20 protein-coding genes are annotated in these 23,535 nt (G+C 62.1%); 10 read left to right on the top strand and 10 right to left on the bottom strand.

All coding sequences use genetic code 11. The features are described 5' to 3' along the window. Positions 1-3: 3 nt before the first annotated feature. A complete protein-coding gene (gene cyoA, locus TM1040_RS15840) occupies positions 4-1,095 on the bottom strand; it encodes a ubiquinol oxidase subunit II (RefSeq protein ID WP_011539605.1) in 1,092 nt (363 codons plus the stop codon). 210 nt (positions 1,096-1,305) lie between these two features. Here cyoA and TM1040_RS15835 point away from each other — a divergent pair, with 210 nt between their 5' ends. Further along, a complete protein-coding gene (locus tag TM1040_RS15835) occupies positions 1,306-2,562 on the top strand; it encodes an MFS transporter (protein WP_011539604.1) in 1,257 nt (418 codons plus the stop codon). A gap of 81 nt (positions 2,563-2,643) precedes the next feature. Here TM1040_RS15835 and TM1040_RS15830 read toward each other — a convergent pair whose 3' ends face one another. Beyond that, a complete protein-coding gene (locus tag TM1040_RS15830; RefSeq protein WP_011539603.1) occupies positions 2,644-4,227 on the bottom strand; it encodes a 2-isopropylmalate synthase in 1,584 nt (527 codons plus the stop codon). Between the two features lie 359 nt (positions 4,228-4,586). Between TM1040_RS15830 and TM1040_RS15825 the strand changes: the two genes are divergently transcribed. After that, the gene (locus tag TM1040_RS15825) at positions 4,587-6,110 is read left to right on the top strand and encodes a cryptochrome/photolyase family protein (RefSeq protein ID WP_011539602.1); all 1,524 of its coding nucleotides are present in this window, start codon (positions 4,587-4,589) and stop codon (positions 6,108-6,110) included. Here the strand turns inward: TM1040_RS15825 and TM1040_RS15820 are convergent. Then, a complete protein-coding gene (locus TM1040_RS15820) occupies positions 6,107-7,147 on the bottom strand; it encodes a hypothetical protein (protein WP_011539601.1) in 1,041 nt (346 codons plus the stop codon). The two genes, TM1040_RS15825 and TM1040_RS15820, sit on opposite strands and share 4 nt — an antisense overlap. Before the next feature lie 8 nt (positions 7,148-7,155). Further along, positions 7,156-8,658, bottom strand: coding sequence for a 2-isopropylmalate synthase (locus TM1040_RS15815; protein WP_011539600.1), 1,503 nt, complete (start codon positions 8,656-8,658; stop codon positions 7,156-7,158). A 171-nt stretch (positions 8,659-8,829) separates the two neighbouring features. Between TM1040_RS15815 and TM1040_RS15810 the strand changes: the two genes are divergently transcribed. Together TM1040_RS15810 and TM1040_RS15805 are read left to right on the top strand one after the other, a co-directional pair. After that, positions 8,830-10,488 (top strand): NAD+ synthase, encoded by a 1,659-nt coding sequence (locus TM1040_RS15810; RefSeq protein ID WP_044027248.1) that lies wholly within the window; start codon positions 8,830-8,832, stop codon positions 10,486-10,488. Positions 10,489-10,625: 137 nt separating this feature from the next. After that, complete coding sequence (locus tag TM1040_RS15805) at positions 10,626-11,927, top strand: NAD(P)/FAD-dependent oxidoreductase (RefSeq protein ID WP_011539598.1); 1,302 nt, start codon at positions 10,626-10,628, stop codon at positions 11,925-11,927. On the opposite strand, the gene TM1040_RS15800 is transcribed toward TM1040_RS15805, so the two are convergent. After that, on the bottom strand, positions 11,924-12,862 hold the full coding sequence (locus TM1040_RS15800) for an MBL fold metallo-hydrolase (protein WP_011539597.1): 939 nt from the start codon (positions 12,860-12,862) through the stop codon (positions 11,924-11,926). The two genes, TM1040_RS15805 and TM1040_RS15800, sit on opposite strands and share 4 nt — an antisense overlap. 228 nt (positions 12,863-13,090) lie before the next feature. Between TM1040_RS15800 and gltX the strand changes: the two genes are divergently transcribed. Further along, entirely contained in the window at positions 13,091-14,416 is a 1,326-nt protein-coding gene (gltX, locus tag TM1040_RS15795; protein ID WP_011539596.1) for a glutamate--tRNA ligase, read from the top strand. Positions 14,417-14,494: 78 nt separating this feature from the next. On the opposite strand, the gene TM1040_RS15790 is transcribed toward gltX, so the two are convergent. After that, positions 14,495-15,679 (bottom strand): DUF2254 domain-containing protein, encoded by a 1,185-nt coding sequence (locus tag TM1040_RS15790; protein ID WP_011539595.1) that lies wholly within the window; start codon positions 15,677-15,679, stop codon positions 14,495-14,497. Further along, a complete protein-coding gene (locus tag TM1040_RS15785) occupies positions 15,676-16,245 on the bottom strand; it encodes a gamma-glutamylcyclotransferase family protein (RefSeq protein WP_011539594.1) in 570 nt (189 codons plus the stop codon). Before TM1040_RS15785 ends, TM1040_RS15790 begins: the two co-directional genes overlap by 4 nt. Positions 16,246-16,348: 103 nt before the next feature. On the opposite strand from TM1040_RS15785, the gene TM1040_RS15780 reads away from it, so the two are divergent. Continuing rightward, positions 16,349-16,813: an RrF2 family transcriptional regulator gene (locus tag TM1040_RS15780; RefSeq protein WP_011539593.1), complete on the top strand. Its 465-nt coding sequence runs from the start codon at positions 16,349-16,351 to the stop codon at positions 16,811-16,813. A gap of 14 nt (positions 16,814-16,827) precedes the next feature. Here TM1040_RS15780 and TM1040_RS15775 read toward each other — a convergent pair whose 3' ends face one another. Then, complete coding sequence (locus tag TM1040_RS15775; RefSeq protein WP_011539592.1) at positions 16,828-19,356, bottom strand: ABC transporter permease; 2,529 nt, start codon at positions 19,354-19,356, stop codon at positions 16,828-16,830. After that, positions 19,353-20,057: an ABC transporter ATP-binding protein gene (locus TM1040_RS15770; RefSeq protein WP_011539591.1), complete on the bottom strand. Its 705-nt coding sequence runs from the start codon at positions 20,055-20,057 to the stop codon at positions 19,353-19,355. The genes TM1040_RS15775 and TM1040_RS15770 overlap by 4 nt, the downstream gene beginning before the upstream one ends. Before the next feature lie 52 nt (positions 20,058-20,109). On the opposite strand from TM1040_RS15770, the gene TM1040_RS15765 reads away from it, so the two are divergent. From TM1040_RS15765 to TM1040_RS15755, 3 genes are all read left to right on the top strand, one after another. Next, positions 20,110-20,787: an arylesterase gene (locus tag TM1040_RS15765; protein WP_011539590.1), complete on the top strand. Its 678-nt coding sequence runs from the start codon at positions 20,110-20,112 to the stop codon at positions 20,785-20,787. Between the two features lie 142 nt (positions 20,788-20,929). After that, positions 20,930-21,859: an MYG1 family protein gene (locus tag TM1040_RS15760; protein ID WP_011539589.1), complete on the top strand. Its 930-nt coding sequence runs from the start codon at positions 20,930-20,932 to the stop codon at positions 21,857-21,859. 153 nt (positions 21,860-22,012) lie between these two features. Continuing rightward, the gene (locus tag TM1040_RS15755; protein ID WP_011539588.1) at positions 22,013-22,411 is read left to right on the top strand and encodes a hypothetical protein; all 399 of its coding nucleotides are present in this window, start codon (positions 22,013-22,015) and stop codon (positions 22,409-22,411) included. Between the two features lie 18 nt (positions 22,412-22,429). Here the strand turns inward: TM1040_RS15755 and TM1040_RS15750 are convergent, their stop codons facing one another. Beyond that, complete coding sequence (locus tag TM1040_RS15750) at positions 22,430-22,750, bottom strand: antibiotic biosynthesis monooxygenase family protein (RefSeq protein WP_011539587.1); 321 nt, start codon at positions 22,748-22,750, stop codon at positions 22,430-22,432. 103 nt (positions 22,751-22,853) lie between these two features. On the opposite strand from TM1040_RS15750, the gene TM1040_RS15745 reads away from it, so the two are divergent. After that, on the top strand, positions 22,854-23,516 hold the full coding sequence (locus tag TM1040_RS15745) for a hypothetical protein (protein WP_011539586.1): 663 nt from the start codon (positions 22,854-22,856) through the stop codon (positions 23,514-23,516). Positions 23,517-23,535 lie beyond the last annotated feature (19 nt).

Genomic DNA, 23,535 nt, shown 5'->3' with positions numbered 1-23,535 from the left:
GTGTCAGTTCGCCTCTGTTGTGTTGGAATTGGGAAGCAGGTCACCTGAGGTCAGGGTCATGGCCTGCAGAATGTCTTCGCGCTGCTGTTCTTCCTGAATGTCAGGCCGCAGCATCGCCAGCAGCGCTTCGGGGTCGTCTGCCGAGCAAATCCCGCGATAGAGCTCTCGATTGTAGAGCCCCGCCAGACCGCCACCGCCAAGCGCGTCAACCATCATCATGTCGTTGAGGCACAGCGCATTGGGGCCAGCGCACATGTTGAGGATCTTGTCCCAGAGCCCGTCTTCGACCGCGCCGAAATACTCGACCTCATGGGCTACGCTGGGCTGTTCGAGCACCGCATAGGAGTCCTGATCAAGCGTCATGCCGCTTGCACGGACCTCTTCGATCCAGGCCTCAAAGCCCGCTTCATCCTCGGCGATGAAATCAAACCGCATGTGAGAGAACCCATTGCCGCTGTAGTTGGCCGAAAAACCCTCAAACGTGCCGGGTTCGTTGATCACCGCGTTGAGCTCGGTCTCCATCCCGGCCATCGCATAGATCATCCCGGCCATTTCCGGGATGTAGAAGGCGTTCATCACCGTAGAGGACGTGAGTTTCCACTCCACCGGGCGATCCACGATGGCTGCAGCCTCGTTGACGGTTGCCACGCCGTATTCGGGATAGATGAACAGCCATTTCCAATCGAGCGCCACCACCTGAACCTCCATGGGTTCCACATTGGGGTCGATGGGCTTGGTCTCGGAGACGCGGCGCAGATCGTCATAGGGCTCCAGCCGGTGGGTCGCCACCCAGGTCAGCCCTGCCAGACAGATGATGATCGCAAGCGGCACAAACCACACCACGATCTCGAGACTGACGGAGTGATCCCAGTCCGGCTCGTACCGGGCGTCCTTATTTTCTGCCCGGTATTTGAAGGCAAAAAACACCGTCAGCGCCATCACAGGAATGATGACGATGAGCATGAGGACTGTGGAGTAAACGATGAGGTCGCCCTGCTGCGCGGCGATGTCGCCGGAGGGGGACAGCAATACGAGATTGCAGCCCGACAGCGTCAAAAACGCCAAAGCACAACACAGGAAACGAAGATACCGCATGGGGTGCCGCCCTTCTGATAGAGTAGAATTTGCTTTGGGCTGCTACCTATTTCGGTTTGATTTGCCCGCAACTGCGACACAATGACGGGATCGGGCCAAAACCCACATTTCAGATGCGACATTTGTTCGCGCTGGCCCGTTGAGGCACTGGTTTGGGTTGTTTGGAAGGCATCGGGTGCTAGCTCTACGCTGACTTTCGAGGAGACTGACATGACAACAACTGAGGCAAATGCACAGCATTCTGATGTCACGTTTGACGACGTGATCATCACGGTGGTGATGGCGCGCGTGACAGATTTTTTCGGCTTTTTTGTCTACGCCATTGCCTCTGCGCTGGTGTTCCCGGCGGTATTTTTCCCGCATCTTGACCCGATGATGGGCACGCTGTGGTCTTTTGCGCTGTTCTCGCTGGCGTTTCTTGCGCGCCCCATCGCAAGCCTTCTGGGGCGGCGCCTCCAACTGGTGATCGGTCGTGCGGGCAAAGTCACGGTGGCACTTATGATCCTGGGTGTCTCGACCGTCGCCATCGGTCTTTTGCCCGGCTATGAAGCCTGGGGGATCGGCGCGCCAATTGCGCTGGCGGCGCTGCGCTTCATGCAGGGGCTCGGCCTTGGCGGTGCATGGGACGGGATCACCCTGCAGCTCAAGGCGGCGGCGCCCAAAGGGCAAAGCGGCCTGTACAGCATGGTGCCGCAAATCGGCGGGCCTGTTGGATTTTGCGTCGCGGCGGCGCTGTTTTATGTGCTGACCGGATTCCTGAGCGAAGAGGAATTCCTCACCTATGGCTGGCGCTTTGCTTTCTTTGCGGTGATGGCGGTCAATGTGGTGTCGCTCTTTGCGCGGCTCCGGCTCCTGTCGACGAATTTTGCGGGCGATGACGAGGTGGTGCTGCGCTCGGCGCCGCTTGGAGAGTTGATGTCACAGGAATGGCGCACCATTGTCCTGTCGGCGCTCCTGCCACTGGCGAGCTACGCGCTCTTTCACATGGTGACGGTGTTCCCGCTCAGCTATTCTCTGCTCTTCACCGAAAGCAACCTCTCCAGCATCCTGTTGCTGCAGCTTGCGGGCGGCACCCTCGCCATCGTGACCGTAATCCTGTCGGGCGTACTGGCGGATAAATTTGGTCGTCCCGTGGTGTTGTGGATCAGCAGTGCCCTGATCCTGTTGCTTTGCCTCAGCATCGGCACGCTCGAGCGGGCACCGGCGATCTACATCATCTTCGGCTTTGTGGTGCTGGGTCTGGCCTACGGGCAATCGAGCGCGATCGTCCCGGATCGCTTCAAGCCGCAGTATCGGTATTCGGGTGCGGCGATGGCCACCAACCTGTCGTGGATTCTGGGCGCAGCCTTTGCACCGCTTTGCGGGTTGGTGCTGGCGTGGACCTTTGGGCTCTGGGCGGCGGCGCTCTATCTGCTGTCGGGCGTGATCGTGACTGCGGTGGCGCTTGTGCTGTTGCAGCGGCAGTAGTCCGCGCCTGCAGCAACGTCATGCACAGTAACAAAAAAGGACGCCCGACGGCGCCCTTTTTTATCTTTGATGTGACGTGTGTCAGTCCACGTCTTTATAGGAAATCTCGCGCGAATCCGCGCCTTCGCCCATCTTGTCGCGGCGCACGATCAGGCGGTTGAGCGCGTCAATGTATGCCATCGCAGAGGCCACAACCGTATCGGTGTTGGCGCTGTCGCCGGTGGCGATCACGCCGTCTTCTTCAAGGCGCACAGAGACGGTTGCCTGCGCGTCCGTGCCCTCGGTCACGGCGTGCACCTGATAAAGCTGCAGATGCGCGGCGTTGGGGTGGATCTTGCGGATCGCCTTGAATGTGGCATCCACCGGTCCGTCGCCCTCGGCGGTTTCCGTCACGTCCTTGCCGTCAACTTCCATCTCGACGGTGGATTCCGCCGGACCACCGGTGCCGCAGACCACTTTCATCGACACCAGCTTCAGGTGATCGTCCTCGTCGCCGCTGGTGCGCATGAGCGCGATGATGTCGTCGTCGAACACCTCTTTCTTGCGGTCCGCGAGCTCCTTGAAGCGCACGAATACATCCTTGAGCTGGTTGTCTCCGATTTCAAACCCGAGGCTCGAGAGCTTGTCGCGCAGCGCGGCGCGGCCGGAGTGTTTGCCCAAGGGGAGCGACGTTCCAGCAAGGCCCACGTCTTCGGGGCGCATGATCTCGAAGGTTTCCTTGTTCTTGAGCATGCCATCCTGGTGGATGCCGCTTTCGTGGGCAAAGGCATTCTTGCCGACGATCGCCTTGTTGAACTGCACGTTAAAGCCCGAAACCGTGGCGACGCGGCGCGAGATATGCATGATCTTCTTGGTGTCGATCCCGGTCTGGAACGGCATGATGTCGTTGCGCACGCGCATTGCCATCACCACCTCTTCGAGCGCGGTATTGCCCGCACGCTCGCCAAGGCCGTTGATCGTGCATTCGATCTGGCGCGCGCCCGCCTCGACTGCGGCCAAAGAGTTCGCGGTCGCCATGCCAAGGTCGTTATGGCAATGGGTCGCAAAGATGATCTCGTCAGCGCCGGGCACGGTTTCAATCAGGCGCCGGATCAGGTCGGCGCTCTCGCGCGGCGCGGTATAGCCAACCGTGTCAGGGATGTTGATGGTAGTCGCCCCCGCCTTGATCGCGATCTCGATGACCCGGCAGAGGTAATCCCATTCGGTGCGCGTGGCATCCATCGGCGACCATTGCACATTGTCCACGAGGTTGCGCGCATGGGTCACGGTGTCGTGGATGCGCTCGGCCATCTCATCCATGGTAAGGTTGGGAATGGCGCGGTGCAGCGGCGACGTGCCGATAAACGTGTGGATGCGGGGCTTCGCAGCCTTGCGCACGGCTTCGGCGCAGCGGTCGATGTCCTTGAAATTCGCACGCGCCAGGCCACAGATCACAGAGTTCTTGGAGCGTTCCGCGATCTCGCTCACGGCCTTGAAATCGCCCTCCGAGGCAATCGGGAAACCGGCCTCGATGATGTCGACACCCATATCGTCCAGAAGCTCGGCAATCTCGAGCTTTTCATCATGGGTCATGGTCGCGCCGGGGCTCTGCTCGCCATCGCGCAACGTGGTGTCAAAAATGAGAACGCGATCCTGCTGGTTCACGGTGTCGGTCTTGCTGGTCATGTCAAATGTCTTTCTTGCTCTGATCCCCGGGGACGTCAGGCATGTTGTTCGGGGGGTAGGGTCCAATCCATGGCGCGCATGCACATCCTCTGAGCGGGCGCGCCGGATGGCACGCTCAGAGGCGGATTAGGAGCAGTAGGCCACGCGAAAGCGCGCCGCAGGAAGCAGCGTCGGCAATCTGGATATGCAAAAACGTGGTCATGGCCCGTGTTATACAGGCCAAGCGGCGAATGGGAAGGGCCAAAATTCTCTGCGGTGCAGCGATGGCGGGTGCTGGGCAAGGTGGCGGAGCTGAAAATTTCCAAGAACTTTCTGACTGCGGGTGGATTTTCCCGCCCACTGCGCCAGTTAGCACGATTATGACACGGCTTGTTTTGGTGCTGGGGGACCAGCTTTCAGAAGGGTTGTCGGCGCTCAAAGCGGCAGACCCTGCACATGATGTGGTGGTGATGGCGGAGGTGATGGACGAGGGCACATATGTCCCGCATCACCCCAAGAAGATCGCGTTGGTGCTGGCGGCGATGCGCAAGTTTGCGCAGCGTCTAGAAGGGCAGGGCTGGCGTGTGGCCTATCGGCGTCTGGACGAGGATGGCGCGGAGAGCATCGTGGGCGAACTCTTGCGCCGGGCCGAAGAATTTGGCGCCTCGGAGGTGCTGGCCACCACGCCGGGCGAGTGGCGGCTGATCCACGCGTTGAAATATGCCCCCCTCAAGGTTCATTTTCATGCCGACGACCGCTTTCTCGCCACGCGCGAGGATTTCACCGAGTGGGCCGAGGGCAAAAAACAGCTCCGGATGGAGTATTTCTATCGCCTGATGCGCAAGAAAACCGGCCTTCTGATGGAGGGAGACACCCCGGTTGGCGGCAAGTGGAATTACGATTCAGAGAACCGCAAGGCGCCCCCCAAGATCATCGACCACAAGGGGCCACCCCGGTTTGAACCGGACGCCGAGGTCGAGGAGGTGCTGGATCTGGTGGAGGCGCGCTTTGGCACTCATTTCGGGGATCTGCGCCCGTTCTGGTTTGCCACAACCCGCGAAGAAGCGCAGGAGGCGCTTGCGCATTTCATCACCCACGCTCTGCCGCAGTTCGGGGACTATCAGGATGCGATGATGACGGATGAGCGCTGGCTCTATCACTCCATCCTGTCGCCCTATCTCAACATCGGTCTGTTGACCCCGCTGGAGATCTGCGAGGCGGCCGAGGTCGCACATCAGGACGGCCATGCGCCGCTCAATGCGGTCGAAGGTTTCATCCGGCAGATCCTCGGGTGGCGGGAGTATGTGCGGGGGATCTATTTCCTCGAGGGGGAGGATTACCCCACGCGCAACGCACTGGAACAAACCCGAGCGCTGCCCGCGCTCTATTGGGGGGCGGAGACGGACATGCATTGCCTCTCGCAAGCGGTGGAGCAGACCGGGCAGGAGGCCTACGCCCACCACATCCAGCGGCTGATGGTGACCGGGAATTTTGCGCTTTTGGCCGGGGTTGATCCGGCACAGGTGCACGAATGGTATCTCGCAGTGTATGCAGATGCGTTTGAGTGGGTCGAGGCGCCCAACACCGTCGGCATGAGCCAGTTTGCCGATGGCGGCATCATTGCCTCCAAACCCTATGTCTCCAGCGGTGCCTACATCGACAGAATGTCCAATTATTGCGGAAGTTGCGCCTATAAGGTGAAGCAAAAAACGGGCGAGGGCGCCTGTCCGTTCAACCTGCTGTACTGGGATTTCCTGAACCGCCACCGGGCACGGTTTGAGGGCAACCCGCGCATGGGCAACATGTATCGCACCTGGGACCGGATGGACGAAGAGAAACGCGATGTGATTTTGCAGGAAGCGAGCGCGTTCCTCGCAAAACTTGACGCGGGCGAAAGAGTTTAGAGCCCGGCGTTCATCCAATACCTGCGCCATCTTTCTTCGGTTTGTGGTGAAAGCTCCGCATCAGGCAATGCCTCAGGCGCAAGCTTCGAGAGGTCCTTGACCAGCTTTTGCGGCGCGCGGGCAGAGCGCTCCATCATGTCCAGAGCGATATTGGCCCAGACATTGCGCCCCTCTGGGGTCGGGGCCGCAAAGGCGCAGAGATAGGCGAGATAGCCAAACTCCGTCCCATGCCCAAGCCCGCGTCTGAGCGCATAGGCTTTGGCTTTTAGACGCAAATGCAAGGGTTTGGGCGGCTCTGTTATAGCAGGCAACTGTGCTGCCAGCGCGGTGTTCACCGCCCCGCCGGGTGGAAACATTGCCTCCAGCCGCCCTTGGTAGACATGTCGCATATAGCCCTGATACCGCTGCACTAGGTCGTGAGAGAATCGCAATTCCTGTGCGTTTTGCGCAAGGAGCGCGCATAGGTGGATTTGTTCGAAATTGTCAAAAATATTGGGAATGCGGGGCCAAAAAGAGGGGCTCAATGATTGATTTATGAAATCCAAATCTGAGGGCGAAAGCCCCAAAATGCCCGTATCGAAGACCTCTGTGCTGGGTTGGATCTGTTCTGAGAGGGCAGAGTCCTTGCAGGCGTCAATAATGGGGCTCCATTCCGGTCGAGACGTGAGCCAGCCGTCCCGGTCAAAAAACAGAGGCGTCTCTGGCGTGATACGCTCCAAGAGCCGAGCTGGCGCAGCGGTGAATGCGCTATCGGTCGAGGCCCAGCACACCGGCCCGCCTGTCTCCCGAAGGGCCAGATCCAGGGCATGAAGCTGCGCGCGCGCTGGTCGGCGCCCGCCGTCGGTCCATTGCGCGATCTGCTCTGGCGAGATCACAACATGGCGCAGGGGCAGGTCGGGGCGGCGGTTGGCCGCATCGCAGATCAACACCAGATCGACACCGTCTACACCGTGCTTGAGCGCGGACAATACACTGTAGGAAAGCTGCTGTTGCTGCTGCACGGCCGCGCCGTGAACAAGATAGAGAAGCGTGGCCATCGGGCGATTTAGTTGCTTTCGTCCCCAGCCGAGCCTGCCTCTGCGTCAGGCGTCTCCTCGGCGGCCGGATCCGTGCTCTGATCCGCCTCAGAGGCCGCGGCATCTGGTGTGGTAAGCGCGCCATTGTTCCAAGTGCCCGAGGCCTCCTGGCCGGAGGCATAGCGCATGGTGCCGGGGCCCTGACGTTTGGACCCCACAAAGCTGCCCTCGTAGATGTCGCCGTTGGCATAGGTCGCAATGCCTTCGCCTTCGATCTTGCCTTCGACCCATTGGCCTTCGTAGCTGAACCCGTCTGGGCGGGTGATCTTGCCAAAGCCATGGCGCTGGCCATTTGCAAACGCGCCCTCATAGACCGATCCATCGGCATAGGTCACCTTGGCCTCGCCATGGCGCAGGCTGTCCTTCCAGCCGCCCTCGTAACGATAGCCTTCGGGCGATGTCATTACGCCCTGACCGTCGTTTTTGGCGTTCTTGAAGCTGCCCTCATAGATGGCGCCATTGGCGTAGGTCGCCTTGCCGTTGCCTTCGATCACGCCAGCGACCCATTCGCCCTCGTAGGTGGAGCCATCGGGGTAAGTGATCTTGCCAACCCCATGCGCCAGATCATCGCGGAATTCGCCCTCATAGACGGACCCATCCGGGTAGGTGACCTTGCCCTGACCCTCGATCTGACCGGCCTGCCACTGACCGCTGTAGATATAGCCGTCGGTGCCAGTAAAGGTGCCCTCGCCCTGACGCAGATCATCGTCGAACTGGCCCTCGTAGACATCGCCATTGGCATAGCGCAGCACGCCCTCGCCCTGACGACGACCGTTGACCAGCGGGCCCTCGTAGACGTCGCCATTGGGCTGCGTCAGGACGCCGGTGCCATTCATCTGATCGTCGGCCCATTCGCCCTCGTATTTAAGGCCATCAGGCATCACCAGCGTCCCCAGACCATGCAGCTTGCCGTCCTTGACGCCGCCCTGATAGGTGGTGCCATCGGGGTAGGTGATCTTGCCAGTGCCTTCCTTGCGCCCGGCAACCCAATCGCCCTCGTATTGGTAGCCGCCGGGGTTTTGCATCACCCCGCGCCCGTCATGTTTGGCGTCCACAAAAGACCCCTCGTAGCGCACCCCATTGGCATAGATCGCAATGCCTTGGCCATTGATCACACCGTCTTGCCACTCGCCTTCATAGGTGCCGCCATCGGCAAAGGTGATCTTGCCCAGACCTTCGGGTTTCCCCTTGGAAAACTCACCCTCGTAGACTGATCCATTTGGGAAACGGGCAACCCCCTTACCCTTGATCTCGCCTTCGACCCACTGGCCGGAATATTCATAGGCGTTTGGCAGCTTATAGGTCCCTTGACCATGTTGCAGGCCGCCCTTGAATTCGCCCTCATAGACGCCACCGATCTCGTCTTGTGTGGTCAGAACCTGTTCGTCCTGCGCAAAGGCGGGGGCGCTGAGCCCTGCGGCATTCAAAGAGAGCAGGGAGGTCAGGAGCAGAGTAGAGTTGATACGGATCATAAAAACCTCAGTTGCCTCAAGTTCGTCGAGAGCGGTCTGTCAAATGGGGTGCTTACCCGAGAACCTATGTCAGTGCGGGGCCTGTCGCAATGGTTTTGCCCCCCGGAGGCTTTCCCTTCGGCGGGGATCTGATACATGGCAGGGTAAGAGATGTTTTCGAGGACCCCGATGATGGCCGATAGTTTTCGCATCACCCTTGCGCAATTGAATCCGACGGTTGGGGATTTGGCGGGCAATGCCGCCAAGGCTCTCTCGGCCTGGCAGGAGGGTCGCGCGGCGGATGCGGATCTCGTGGCGCTGCCGGAGATGTTCATCACCGGCTACAACACGCAGGATCTGGTGATGAAACCGGCCTTTCATCAGGCTGCGATCGCTGAGGTCGAGGCGCTTGCGAAGGCCACTGCAGAGGGTCCTGCCTTGGCCATCGGCAGCCCCTGGGTCGAGGACGGCAAGCTCTACAATGCCTATCTGATCCTCAAGGGCGGCAAGATCGCCTCCAAATGCCTCAAGCACCATCTTCCCAATGAGACGGTGTTTGACGAGGTTCGGATCTTTGACGCAGGCCCGCTGGGCGGGCCGTATTCCGTGGGCAACACCCGCATCGGCAGCCCGATCTGCGAGGATGGCTGGCACGAGGATGTCGCCGAGACGCTGGAAGAAACCGGCGCTGAGTTCCTGCTCATTCCCAATGGCTCGCCCTATTACCGCGGCAAGATGGAAACCCGCATCAACCACATGGTTGCTCGGGCGGTCGAAACGGGCCTGCCGGTGATCTACCTCAACATGGTGGGCGGTCAGGACGATCAGGTCTTTGATGGGGGCAGCTTTGCGCTCAACCCGCATGGGGCTTTGGCGGTGCAGATGCCGGTCTTTGACGAATGCATCGCACAGCTTGATCTCGAGCGCACCGCCGATGGCTGGCGCATCAAAGAGGGCGAAAAGGCGCATCTACCCGATGCGTGGGAGCAGGACTATCGCACCATGGTGCTGTCCTTGCGCGATTACATGGGCAAGACCGGCTTCAAAAAAGCGCTGCTGGGCCTCTCGGGGGGGGTGGATTCCGCCATCGTTGCGGCCATCGCCGTCGATGCCTTGGGCGCGGAAAACGTGCGCTGCGTCATGCTGCCGTCGGAATATACCTCCAAGGAATCACTCGAGGATGCAGAGGCCGTCGCCAAGGCGCTGGGCGTCCACTACGACTATGTGCCGATCTCTGAGGGCCGCGAAGCAATCACCAACACGCTTGCGCCGCTCTTTGCGGGACGGGACGCGGATCTCACCGAGGAAAACATCCAGTCCCGCCTGCGCGGGCTTCTGCTAATGGCCATGTCGAACAAATTTGGCGAGATGCTCCTGACCACCGGCAATAAATCCGAGGTCGCGGTGGGCTATGCCACCATCTACGGCGATATGAACGGCGGTTATAACCCGATCAAGGATCTCTACAAGACGCGTGTGTTTGAAACCTGCCGCTGGCGCAATGCCAATCACCGCGACTGGATGATGGGGCCAGAGGGCGAGGTGATCCGCCCCAATGTGATCGACAAGCCCCCCTCAGCCGAGCTGCGCGAGGACCAGAAGGACAGCGATTCCCTGCCGGACTATCCCGAGCTCGATGCGATTCTCGACATTCTCGTGGATCAGGAAGGATCAATCGCCGATTGCGTCGCCGCAGGCTTTGACCGCGACGTGGCAAAACGGGTCGAACACCTGCTTTATATCAGCGAATACAAGCGCTTTCAGTCCGCTCCCGGCGCGCGGCTGACCAAGCGGGCCTTCTGGCTTGATCGGCGTTATCCGATTGTCAATCGCTGGCGTGATCCCAGCTGAAAATCCCTGCCACCGTCTCGTAAAACACCTGTGTTCTGGCCGTGATTGAGGCCCCGAGAACACAGGCTGCGGGAACCGGTCAAATGAGCTTCATGCGCGGCTGGACCCGCTGTTTGACACCGGACTAGAACGGGCCCATGCCCGGACCTCAGCTGCCTCACTTCAATTCGGACCGCGTGCTGCCCAAAGCGGTTGATGTCGTCATCATCGGTGGCGGTATCGTTGGTGCATCGACCGCGCTGGAGCTCGCAGAGCGGGGCCATTCCGTGCTCCTGTGCGAGAAAGGCCAGATCGCGGGGGAGCAGAGCTCGCGCAACTGGGGCTGGGTTCGCATGTCCCAGCGCGATCCCCGCGAAATGGAACTGATGACCCACTCCCAGCGCATCTGGGAAGGTCTGGATATGCGTACAGGCTACGCCACCGGCTATACCAAATGCGGCATCATGTTCACGGCCCACACCCGCAAACGCGAGGCGGAGCTCTCGGCGTGGTCAGAGCATCTGAAGGCGATTGGTGGCGAGGGGCACATGTTGCGCGGCGAGTCACTGGAACAGCTGACGCCGGGCTATGGTCACCGAATCCGCGCCGGGTTCTACACCCCACAGGATGGCTGCGCCGAGCCGCAGATGGCCACGCATGCAATCGCTTCCGCTGCGCGGGATAAGGGCGCGGTGGTCATCACCGGCTGCGCGGTGCGACGGCTGGATGTGGAGGCGGGGCGCATCCGGGGGGTCATCACCGAAAAGGGCCGCGTCAACGCCACCGCCGTGGTGGTGGCAGGCGGTGCGTGGTCACGCTTGTTCCTGCGCAACGAGGGCCTGTTCCTGCCCCAGCTCAAGGTCCTCAACTCCGTGATGCGCCTCTCCCCGGTCAAGGGTGTGCCGGAAACGGCACTCTGGGCGGCTGGTTTTGGCCTGCGCAAACGTATGGATGGGGGCTACACGGTGGCCTCGGGCGGCGAGAACACCTTTGACATCGTGCCCGACACCTTTCGGATCGGTCATCGCTTTATCCCGGCCTTTCTGCGTGATGTGACCGCGCTGCGCTTTCGCGTCTCAGACCGCTGGCGCATCGAGAGCGCCGAGGCCCGCCCCTGGAGCGGTCAGGATCGCTCTCCGTTTGAAGAGACCCGCGTGCTGGACCCGCAACCTTCGCAAAAAGCGCTGCGTCGCGGTCTTGCGGCGGTTCGAGATGCCTTCCCGGCGCTGGAAAAGGCCGATGTGACCCAAAGCTGGGGCGGGCTGATCGACGTGACCCCGGACGAGATCCCGGTGATTTCCGAAGTGATCTCCCGTCCGGGGCTGTTTGTGTCCACCGGCTACAGCGGACATGGCTTTGGCCTTGGCCCCGGGGCCGGTCGGTTGACGGCGGATCTGGTGACGGGGGACGCGCCCATCGTGGATCCGCGCCCCTTCCGCCTCAGTCGTTTTGGCGCTTAGCCCATCATCTGATAGCTGACCGGCACAAAACGGAACCCTTCGCCGCGCCGCTCGACATAGCCGGCGGCAGGGAAGGGCATGTGATAGCCGATCATTGGCGTGCGGCTGTCAGCGAGCATTTCCAGCACCCGCCGCCGCGTGGCCGAGGCCGCATCCTTGTCGGTGTCAAAGCTGGTCTGCCACTCGGGATGGGCAAAGGGGAACACATAGTGATTGGCCAGATCGGCCGTCAGCAGCAGCTGCTGCCCGGCGCTCTCGATCATATAGACCATATGGCCCGGCGTATGCCCAAAGGCTGCCATCCCGGTCACGCCCGAGGCCACCGCCCCACCATCGTCGATAAAGCTCATCTTCTCGGCCTGCGGTGCCACCTTGGCGCGCACCCGATCCGCGCCGCCATTGCCTTCGGGCATTGCGGTCCAGTGGTCATATTCCGCCGCTGCCGTCACATAGCGCGCATTGGCAAAGGTCGCCGCGCCGCTGTCGTCGGTCATGCCGCCGATGTGGTCGCCATGCATATGGGTCAGCACCACCACATCCACTTCTTCCGGCGTCACGCCCGCATCCGCCAGCGCTTTTGTGATCCCACCTGCATTGAGGCCGGTGTCAAAGAGGATCTTCTCCGAGCCGGTGTCCACGAGTGTCGGCGTAAAGTAAAACTGAGCGCTGGTGTCAGAGATGAAATTCTCTGCCGCGACTTCGGAAAACGCCTCATCAGAGGCTCCGCCGCCAAAGATATCCTTCACACCGTCGCGACCGGTGCTGCCCGCCAGCAGACTGTGAACCGTGTAGTCGCCCACCTTGAACGCACGCGCATGCAGAGGCGCCTTGGCAGCTTCATGGCCGGCCGCGCGGGCAGGGGCCGCAACCGCCGCGGCGATCGGGGCAGCCGCAACACCGGCAAGAGCCGCGCGGCGAGATAGCTTCAACGTCATGATGTCAGTCTCCCAGTTGTTTGATAGGTGGTGAAACTAGAGCGCCCGCGCTCGAAATCCGTGTAACTTAGATCACGAATGCGTGCAGGGTCTCCGACCCCTTCATCTTTTCCAGAATAGCTCCGCCGGAGGCCACGCCCCGCAGGGGCGCACGCAGAGGGGCACACCATGCGAAAACTGGACAATTCCGCGCGCCTGTGACAGAGCAGGCGCAACAGGAGATTTGCGATGACCACCACCCGTTTTGCGCCGTCCCCCACCGGCTATATCCATGTGGGCAACCTGCGCACTGCTTTGATGAACTACCTGATCGCTCGCAAGGCGGGCGGCACCTTCATTCTGCGCATCGACGACACCGACCCCGAGCGCTCCAAGGAGGAATACGTCGACGCGATCAAGCAGGATCTCGAATGGCTCGGCATCACCTGGGACAAGGTGGAGCGCCAGTCCGAGCGGCTCGACCGCTATGCCGAGGCCGCCGACAAGCTGCGCGAGATCGGCCGGTTCTACGAGGCCTTCGAGACCCCGACCGAACTCGATCTCAAACGCAAAAAGCAGCTCAACATGGGCAAGCCGCCGGTCTATGACCGCGCCGCACTGGCGCTGTCGGATGCGGAAAAAGAGTCCCTGCGCGCCGAGCGCGGCAATGGTGTGTGGCGCTTCAAGCTCGATCAGGAACGCATCGAGTGGACCGATGGCATCCTTGGTGACATCTCCATCGACGCGGCGTCTGTCTCGGACCCGGTGCTGATCCGCGGCGACGGGCAGGTCCTTTATACCATCGCCTCTGTGGTGGACGACACCGACATGGGCGTGACCCATGTTGTGCGCGGCTCTGACCATGTCACCAATACCGCGACGCAAATTCAGATCATGGCTGCGCTCGGCCATGGCCATCCCGAGTTTGCCCACCACTCGCTGCTGACCGGCCCGCAGGGCGAGGCGCTCTCCAAGCGTCTTGGCACGTTGGCGCTGCGCGATCTGCGCGAGGCGGGCGTCAAACCGATGGCGCTTCTGTCGCTGATGGCGCGTCTAGGGTCCTCTGATCCGGTGGAATTGCGCACCGATATGGCCGAGCTGGTTGACGGTTTTGACATCAACCGTTTCGGCTCTGCGCCGACCAAGTTCGACGCCGAGGATCTCTATCCGCTGACCGCGCGCTACCTGCAGACCCTGCCGGTTGCGACAGTCAAATCCGAGCTCGACGCCATTGGCGTGCCCGCAGACACCCAAGAGGCCTTTTGGGCGGTGGCCAAGGAAAACATCACCACGCTCAAGGATCTCGAGGGCTGGTGGATCTTGTGCCGCGACGGAGCGGAGCCGCTGATTGCCGACGAGGACAAGGAGTTTATCGCCGAGGCGATGACCCTTCTGCCCGAAGGCCCCTACGACTCTGAGAGCTGGGGCAAATGGACCGCAGCAGTGAAGGAAAAGACCGGCCGCAAAGGCAAGGGGCTCTTTATGCCGCTGCGCAAGGCCGTCACCGGCATGGAGCGTGGCCCGGATATGTCCGCACTTCTGGCCTTGATGCAGACCGTGCGCGCCCGCGGCTGATTGAAACCACCGCGCCAGGCGCGGCGTGGATCACGTCACAATTTATGAACGGGCAGGGCCAAGGCGCTGCCCGTATTTTTATGAATTCTCAAAGTAGTCCTGCCGCATCTCTTGCGCAGCCCGCGTCATGGCCGCATTGGGGTGATGCTCAAGCGCCTTGAGCGAGGTCTGCATCCAATCCATGACTTCTGGCGCATCCCCGGCATAGAGCGCGATCGGCGGGAAGCTGGCCTTGAGCAAGGCGGATGCAGTCACCGGCGGCAGGTGAATATGTGGAAAATCCGCGTCTGATTTTGTGGCCTCGGAGTCCTCGGGCAGGTTCTCCCACAACAGACGCGTCAGACGACCCATGACCTCATAGGCGGTGCCCGGATCATTGACCCCGGGCGAAAGGGCGCGTTGCGCGGTTTCCGCCAGGAGCGTCAGCCCAAAGGTCGGGTCTTGTTCGAAACTGCGCACATCGCCGACATCAATGAGGCCGCTTGCCTCTTTACAGAAGGCCTCATCGGCCCCTTCGGCCATGGCCACCGGGCGGCCGCGCAGGACAAATTCGCCGGGCAGGCGGGTCAGGTAGAGCGTGACACCGGCCTCCTTGGCGCGCCGGTTGAGCGCGGCCATATCGACAAAACGCACAAATCCGCTCTGGCTTGCGGGAATGGGGCTGGCACTCGATGGGGGCTCTGTCTTCAGACAGCAGCCGCCAAGGCAGGGGGTCTCTTTGCGCGCGCGCAGGCTGCTGCAGCTGCGGCTTTCGATCAGGCGCAGCGTGTGGTCCATGCTGCCCAGATCCGAGAGGTGATCGATCCAGCGCAGGATTGCCAGAACGATCAGCATCACCACCAGCGCCGTCATCACAAAGACCACAAAGGCCGATCCCGGCGGATAGATCCCGGCGCGAAACAGGATCACGGCACTCAGCGAATAGACAAAACCGCCGGTAAAGGTCGCCAGTACACTCTGGGTGACGGTGTCCTCGAGCAACAACCGGTAGACGCGCGGCGTCGCCATGCTGGAGGCGGTGCGGTAGGCGCTGACCATGACATTGAGCGAAAACGTCGTCACCGCCAGCATGCCGGAGGCAAGGATCGTCAACACCGGCAGAACCGCCTCGCGACCAAACCGGTCCTCCCAGGCTGGCGGCAGGATCGGCGCTAGCAATGGGGCGATCGCCAGCGCCAGAAGCGAGAACAGGGAAATCGCAACCACCCGAAACCAGAGCTGGCGCGTGATGCGCCGGAGCAGCAGGAGGCTGCGCGAGATCATTCTCCGCCCGCCAAAACCTGTGCGCCAGCCTCGGCAATGAGCGCATCGTGCAGGGCGTGTTCATCCGGGGTCATCACCTGATGGCGAGGGTAATAGGGGGTGGCGCGATCATTGAGGATCGGCGTGTCCCACCCATCCGTCGTCGCCATAAAGGCCTCTGCACCCGTATCGCCGAACACCTCCCGATAGCCGCGCAACACCACGTCGAGATAGCTCAGCAGGATCTTGTGATCGCGCGCGTTGCGGTCGTGGGACTCCTCTGGCACCTGATAGAGCGAAATCTGCGGGGCAGGGGCCATGTCATGTGCCACCTGCGGCGTGACATCGACACGCACATAGCCGGTTTCGCGTTCATCAAGCGCCGCCCAGTCGCCATTGGGCACCGCCGCCAAAAGGCCCTCGATGACGTGGCCGGGTGCGGGCGTGACGCTCAGGAACGCCATGGAGCGATCGGGGGTGCGCACCCAGGTGCGCCGCCAGCCTTCCAGCCGGGCGGGGCGGGTGTTTCCATAGACATGGGTGGCGGTGTTCACGAGGCTGCCGAAGCCGAAGAAATGCGGGGTCATGAGGCCTTGTCGTTTTTTGAGCGAGCTTTGATGTATGTCAAACCGCTTTTTGCCATAGTTTGCAACACTGGGCCATCGCCGCCAATGGGAGAGGGCCGCAGACATGCGTATCACCAAAAGAACCAACATCGCGGTCCGACTGTTGATGTATTGTGCTCTCAATGAGGGACGCCTTGTCACCAAATCCGAAATCGCGGCGCGTTGCAATATCTCGGAAAACCACTTGGCGCAGGTGGTGAACCAATTGAGCCAGCTTGGCTTTCTCAAGACCCAGCGCGGACGCAATGGCGGACTGGCGCTCGGTCGCGCCGCTGCCGACATCTGCATTGGCGATGTCTTTCGTCAGGTCGAAGGTGGGCTGCCGATGGTGGAGTGTTTTGCCGATGTGGACAACACCTGCCCCCTGGTGGAGGCCTGCCGTCTGCGCGACGCGCTCACCCGGGCGGGGGAGGCGTTTTATGGCGCGCTCGACGGGATCTCGCTCGAGAGTCTGACCTGCGACAACATTGATCTACAGCGCATCCTGTCGCCGCTCTCCTGCCCCAGCCCGGCGAAAACGCCCGCCTGACAGGCGCGCGCTTTCTAGTCGCGCGCCCGCAAGACCCGAGCCGGTCGCGCCGCCAGCGGGCGCAGCGCATAGGCCAGTCCCGCAAAGAGTGTCACCAGAATGCCGCCGCCGATCACCCCGACCGCATTGGGCCAGATCACAACATAGTCTGTCTCCAGCACAAAGTGGCTCACCGACCAGGCCCCAAGGATGCCTGCCAGAAGCGCCACGCCCCCCGCAGCCGCCCCGAGGATCGCGGAGCGCAGCGCAAAGCTGCGCAGGATCTGACCACGCGGCGCGCCCAGTGTTTTCAACAGGGCCGCCTCGTAGCGTCGCGCAGGCTCTGCTGCTGCCGCTGTCCCGAGCAGCACCAGGAACCCTGTGAACAGCGTTGCCGCAGCGCCATAGGCGGTGGCGGTGGCCAACTGGCCGAGGATCTCGGACACCCGGTTGATCGCGTCCCGCACCCGGATCGCGGTGATATTCGGCATCTCGCGGGCCACATCGCGCAGGATAGCGGCCTCCGCGTCCTCTTCGGCATAGACGCTTGCAATATAGCTATGGGGCGCGCCACGCAGGGCGGCTTCGTTCATGGTGAGCACAAAGCCCATCCCCGCATTGGAGAAATCCACCTCACGGAAACTGGTGATGGTGCCGGTGATGTCACGTCCCAGCACATTCACCGTCAGCGTGTCTCCGAGCGCGAGACCCATTTCCTCGGCCTCTTCGGCAGCAAAGGAGATCTGTGGTGGCCCGGTGTAATCCTCGGGCCACCAGGCGCCTGCCGTGACATTGGTGCTTGCGGGTTTGGCAGCGGCATAGGTGACGCCGCGATCCCCGCGGATCACCCAGTGGTCGCCCGCAACCTCTTTGGCCGGGCGGTCGTTGATGCGGGTGATGACACCACGCAGCATCGGCGCATTGTCGACCTTGCTCACCTGCGGGTCGCCTTCGACGCGCTCAAGAAAGGCGGGCATCTGGTCGCGCTGAATATCGACAAAGAAATAGGAAGGAGCCACATCCGGAAGGTTCCCGGCGATGGCGCGGCGCATGTTGCCGTCGATCTGCCCGATTGCGGCCAGCACCGTCAGCCCCAGACCCAGTGCCAGCACCGCAGGCATGGCGCCATCGCGCGCCGAGGCGATGGAGGCCAGCGCCCAACGCAGTGCGGGACGCCCCCGCGCCATACGATTGCCCATGCGCGCCAGACCTCCGATGGCGGCTCCTGCAATCAGCAGCACCACAAGCGCGCCGATCAACCCGCCCGCCGTCCAGAGCGCCAGTTCTGGCGCGCCACTGAATAGCGCGGCGGCAGCAATCAGCAGGCCGAGCGTCGCCAGCGTGGCCAGAATGTAGCGCGGGGCGGGCCATTGCAGCCCGCCGCTCACCGCATCACGATAAAGAGCGGCTGCGCGGATGCGCTCCGTGCGGGCCAGTGGCCAGAGGGTGAACAACAGTGCGGTCAACACACCATAGAGTGCGGATTCCGCAAGCGCCGCAGGGTAGATCGAGAAAACCGCCGGAAACGGCAACTGTGCTGCAATCAACGGACCGAGCAACAGCGGACCCACCCCGCCCAATATCAGCCCCAGCGTGATCCCGCAGAGCGATAGCACGCCGATCTGCAGAAAGTAGGTCAGGAAAATGACCCGCCGCTCTGAACCAAGGGTGCGCAGCGTGGCGATGGTCTCGGTCTTGGTGGCGAGATAGGCGCGCACCGCTGTTGAGACCCCGACACCGCCGACCGCAAGCCCCGACAGACCCACAAGCACCAGAAACGCGCCCAGACGCTCTACGAAACGTGCAATCCCCGGTGCGCCGTTGCGGGCATCGCGCCAGCGCATGCCGCTCTCTTCGAATCGGGCGCGGGCGTCCTGTTCCAGTGCCGCCAGATCTGCATCGGGCGGCAAAGTCAGCCGGTATTTGGTGGAATAGAGCGTCCCCGGCGCCAAGAGGCCGGATTGCGCCAGGGCCTCGGTACGCACCAGGGTGCGCGGCCCGATGGAGAACCCCGATCCCGCCGCATCGGGTTCCCACTCAAGGAGGCCGCTCAGGCGAAATTCCTGTGTGCCAAGGCGAAAGACGCTGCCCTCGCTCAGACCCAGGCGGTCGGCCAGCACCCGTTCCATCACCGCGCCGGGGCGGCCATCTGCCGCTGCGAGCGCTTCATGAAGCGGTTGGCCCGACATGAGGCGAAAGTCACCGCGCAGCGGATAGGCCGCGTCGACGGATTTTACCTGCGTCAGCGCCCGCTCGTCGCCGACCACGGCCATGGAGCGAAACTCCACAACTTCGGAGCGGTCGCGGGCGATCTCGTCCATCCAGGCGATCTCGTCCGGGTTGGCAAAGCGATAGGTGAAGGTCAGCTCCGCATCGCCGCCAAGTAGGCTTGCCCCCTCGCGCGAGAGCCCCGCCTCGATGGAGGCGCGGATCGAACCGATGGCGGCAATGACACCCACCCCAAGGGCGAGACATGCAAGGAAGAGGCGAAAGCCGCGCAACCCACCGCGCAGTTCGCGCAGTGCAAAGCGCCAGGCGAGGCGAAAAGACGATTTCTGGCTCATTCCGCGGCCTCGCGCTGGGCGTCGGTCAGGATGCGACCGTCGCGCAGGCGGATGGTGCGATCGCAGCGCTCGGCCAGTTCGGGCGCATGAGTCACCATCACCAGTGTCGAGCCATGCCGGTCGCGCAGATCAAAGAGCAAATCCATCACCTGTGCGCCGTTTGCCTGATCGAGATTGCCCGTGGGCTCATCCGCCAAAAGGATCTCGGGGCGCGTCACGACGGCGCGGGCCAAAGCCACACGCTGCTGCTCACCGCCCGACATCTGTGCAGGCATGTGATCGCAACGATGCCCCAGACCCACGGCTTCCAGTTCATCGCGGGCGCGGTCAAAGGCGTCGCGCGCCCCGGCCAGCTCCAGAGGCGTGGCTACATTTTCCAGCGCCGTCATGGTCGGGATCAGGTGAAAGCTCTGAAACACCACCCCCATGTGGGCGCGGCGAAACCGGGCCAGCGCGTCCTCGTCCAGCCGGGTCAGATCCTCTCCCATGGCGCGCACTTGGCCGCCGGTGGCCTGTTCCAGCCCGCCCATCACCATCAGCAGCGATGATTTCCCCGACCCCGATGGGCCAACAAGGGCCAGCGTCTCGCCGGATTGGACCTCGAGCGAGATCTCTTCGAGGATCCGCACCGGGCCGGTATTGCCATTCAACGACAAATGCACATCTTGAAGCGTAAGAATGGGGCGGGCATCGGTGCTCATCTGTGGGTCCCTATCTCTTTTGATCTCGTTTGGATATGGAGTGTCCCGAGCCATGCGCAAGTTTCTAAAGCAAATTGTGGTCAGTTTGGTGAGCATTCCATTGCTCCTGGGCGTGGCGCAGGCGGAGCCCGTGCGGATCACCGCTTTTGGCGATAGCTTGGTGCAGGGCTATGGGCTGCCCCAGGGCGAGGGTCTGGTGGCGCAGCTGCGGGACTGGTTCGCGGTGGAGGGCTTTGATGTCGCGCTGACCAATGCGGGGGTCTCTGGCGACACCACCGCCGGCGGCGCGGCGCGCATCGATTGGACCCTTGCGGAAACCCCGGACGCCATGATCGTGCTCCTGGGCGGAAATGACCTGCTGCGCGGACTTCCCCCCGAAGACACCCGCGCCAATCTCAGCCGGATCATTGAGGCCGCGCGCGGGGCAGGGGCCGAAGTGCTGCTCATCGGGATGCAGGCGCCGGGCAATTATGGCGCCGACTACAAGGCCGCTTTTGACAGTATCTATCCGGATCTGACCGCGACGCATGATCTTGTGCTGCACCCGTTTGCCTTTGCCGGGATGGCCGCAGAAGCAGGAGAGGATCCGGCCCAGATGGGCGCCTACATGCAGGCGGATGGCATCCATCCCAATGCGCGTGGTGTCGCCTTGAATATCAAGGCGATGGAGCCCGCCCTTCACGCGCTGATGGCGCGGCTTTCACAACCTGAGGACAGCGCCAACAACTAGGACGTGCCGTCAAAACAGCACAATCCGCCTTGCTGCGGTGATGTGGCGCTTGACCTCGCGCATGGGATTGCCCATGGCACCCTAAAGCGGCCTGCAGGCCGTCCACTATCCCCTATGGCCCACGTTACCCCAAGGCACGTCCATGACCATTACCCATCTTGTGACCCATTCTGGTGGCTTTCACGCGGATGAGCTCCTCTCCACCGTCATCCTGAGCCGCCTCTATCCCCATGCCGAACTGGTGCGCACGCGGGACAAGGCATGGATTACCCCCGCCGAGGGGCGGATCATCTATGACGTGGGCGGGCAGTTTGATGCTGCCGCGCGGATCTTTGACCATCACCAGCGGCCCAACCCGCTGCGCCCCGATGGCCAGCCCTACAGCTCCTTTGGTCTGATCTGGGCCGCATTTGGCCAGGACTACCTGCGCGCGCTGGAGGTTCCGGAGAAAGATCTCGACCGGGTTCACGCCGCGTTTGATGCGGATTTTGTGCGTCCTGTCGATCTCTTGGACAATGGCGCGGTCGACAGTGCCGAGGCCGGGCCGCTGTTTGCAGGGCTGACGCTGCCGGTGCTTCTTGAGAGTTTGAAGCCGGTGTTTGATGATCGCCGGGATGGTGCTGACGATGCGGCATTTGTCGACGCGCTGGCCATCGCGCGCGCCTTTGTCGAAGCCCGGCTGCGCCACAAGGCGGCCAAATTGCGGGCCACGGATGTGGTGCTGCGCGCCATTGAGGACGCGGGCGAGCGCCGTGTGCTCGAGCTCCCGATGGGCATGCCCTTTCGGGGCGCGGTGGAGCAGGCCGGAGCCGATCATCTGCTGTTTGTGATCCATCCGCGCGACAGCGACTGGGCGCTGACCACGATCCGCACGGGCGATGATACCTTTGAAACCCGCGCCGATCTGCCCTTGGCTTGGGCGGGTCTGACGGATGCGGCTTTTGAGGCGGCGTCCGGCGTGCCCGGTGCTGCCTTCTGCCACAATGGCCGGTTCCTGGCGATCGCCCGTAGCCGTGAGGCGGTTCTGGCTCTGGCGGAGCTGGCAGTGGCAGAGGTCTGTGCCACTGCCTGATCGGCAGGCCTGAAAGACAGATCCGAGCGACAGACCCGCGGCTTTAAAAGGCCGTCTGCATGGGTCATGGGGCCTTGTTATCGCATAACAGCTGCCTCCCTGCTAAGATTGCGGCATCAAAAAATGGATTGCCGCAATTACAGGACGATATTCATGTTCCGCCTTTCCCTTACCCTGCCTGCCCTCGCGGTCCTTGCCGCCTGCGCCACACCCCAGGAGCGTTGCATCCGCGAAGGCGCCTCCGAACAGACGCAGCTTCAACGCCAGATTACCGAGAGCGAAGGCAATATCGCGCGCGGCTATGCCATCCATCGCCAAACCGTCCCGGAGACAGTGTTTCACAGCTGCCGACGGGTGAAGGACGGCAAGGTGGTGGGCTATTATCCGTGCCCCGAGACCTATTATCGCACGATTGAAACCCCGGTAAGCATTGATATGGATGACGAACGCCGCAAGCTGCGCCGCCTCAAGGATGCGTTGCCTGCCGCCCAAAAGCGTGCCGCCGAGGCGGCCGCTCAGTGCCGGGTGCTTTATCCCGAAAAATCCATCTGAGCCCTGTGGCGCAGACCTCTAGCCAAATGTTGTGACCACGTCATACATCACTGGCTCGAAGCTGCGGCAGAGCGCATTCAGCTCCCGGTTGCGCTTGCGCATTTCCTGCGAGCGCAGCATCGCCATAAAATCCTCGCGCCGATGCCACTGCGAGTAATTGGCGATGCGGGTTTGTGCGTCATTCACATGTAACCCGGCCGCTATAAAGCCCGGCTGGAACGAGATGAATTCAGCGTATGCGGCTTCCAGCGCATCAATGAGATCCTGGCAGGTGCCCGGCGTGACCTCAAAGGTGGTGATGACGGTTTGGCGGTCGTCGGATTTCTGGATTGTCGGCATGAAACGTCCTCCCTTATTCAGAGCGTAATCCAATGCGCTTGAAAGTCTACCATGCGTTGCTCTATCATAGGGAGAGTGGGTGTGATTTCAGAAGGCTTTGCCAATGCGTCTGCCCCTCGTCCTGTCGTTGGTTTACGCCCTTTCCACGCTGCCCGCGCTCGCTGGGGCGTGGCTTGAGGCGGAGGGGCGCGGTTTCACCTCAAGCGCGCTGCGGACGCGCGGCTCCGGGCAGGAAGTCAGCGGCTATATCGCCTATGGGGTCTCGCAGCGGCTGACCTTTGGACTCGATCTCAATCAAAGCACGGACGCCCAGAACCAGAGCGCGCATGCGCTCGTCTTTACGCGCCTGCCCCTGCGCCAGTCGGAGACGGGCTGGCAACTGGCCTTTGAGATGGCAGCCGGGTTTGGGCGTGTCGAGACACAATGGAGCGGCATGAAACGGCTCGGTCTTTCGGCAGGGCGGGGGCTCAGTTGGCCCACGCGCGGAGCTTGGGTCAATTTCGACCTGATCCGAGAGTGGCGCGAGGAAGGCCTGGCAAAGGCGTGGAAGCTCGACGGTGCTTTTGGTTTTGAGCGCAGGTCCGGACCAGCGGTGATCTTTCGCGGCGAGGTTTTTCAACCCGACGCGGGCGCGCGGATCTGGAAGGTTCTGCCCGGTTTGCGCTGGCGCCTCTCCCCCAAGCGTGAGCTGTTGACGGGGCTGGAGTGGCGCTCTTTCGGGCAGGAACGGCTTGGCCTGACGCTGGAGTTGTGGCAGAGGTTCTAGACAGCAGACCTACCGCCTC

The sequence above is a fragment of the Ruegeria sp. TM1040 genome (assembly GCF_000014065.1).
Lineage (GTDB): Bacteria > Pseudomonadota > Alphaproteobacteria > Rhodobacterales > Rhodobacteraceae > Epibacterium.
This window is presented reverse-complemented; position numbering and strand designations above follow the sequence as displayed.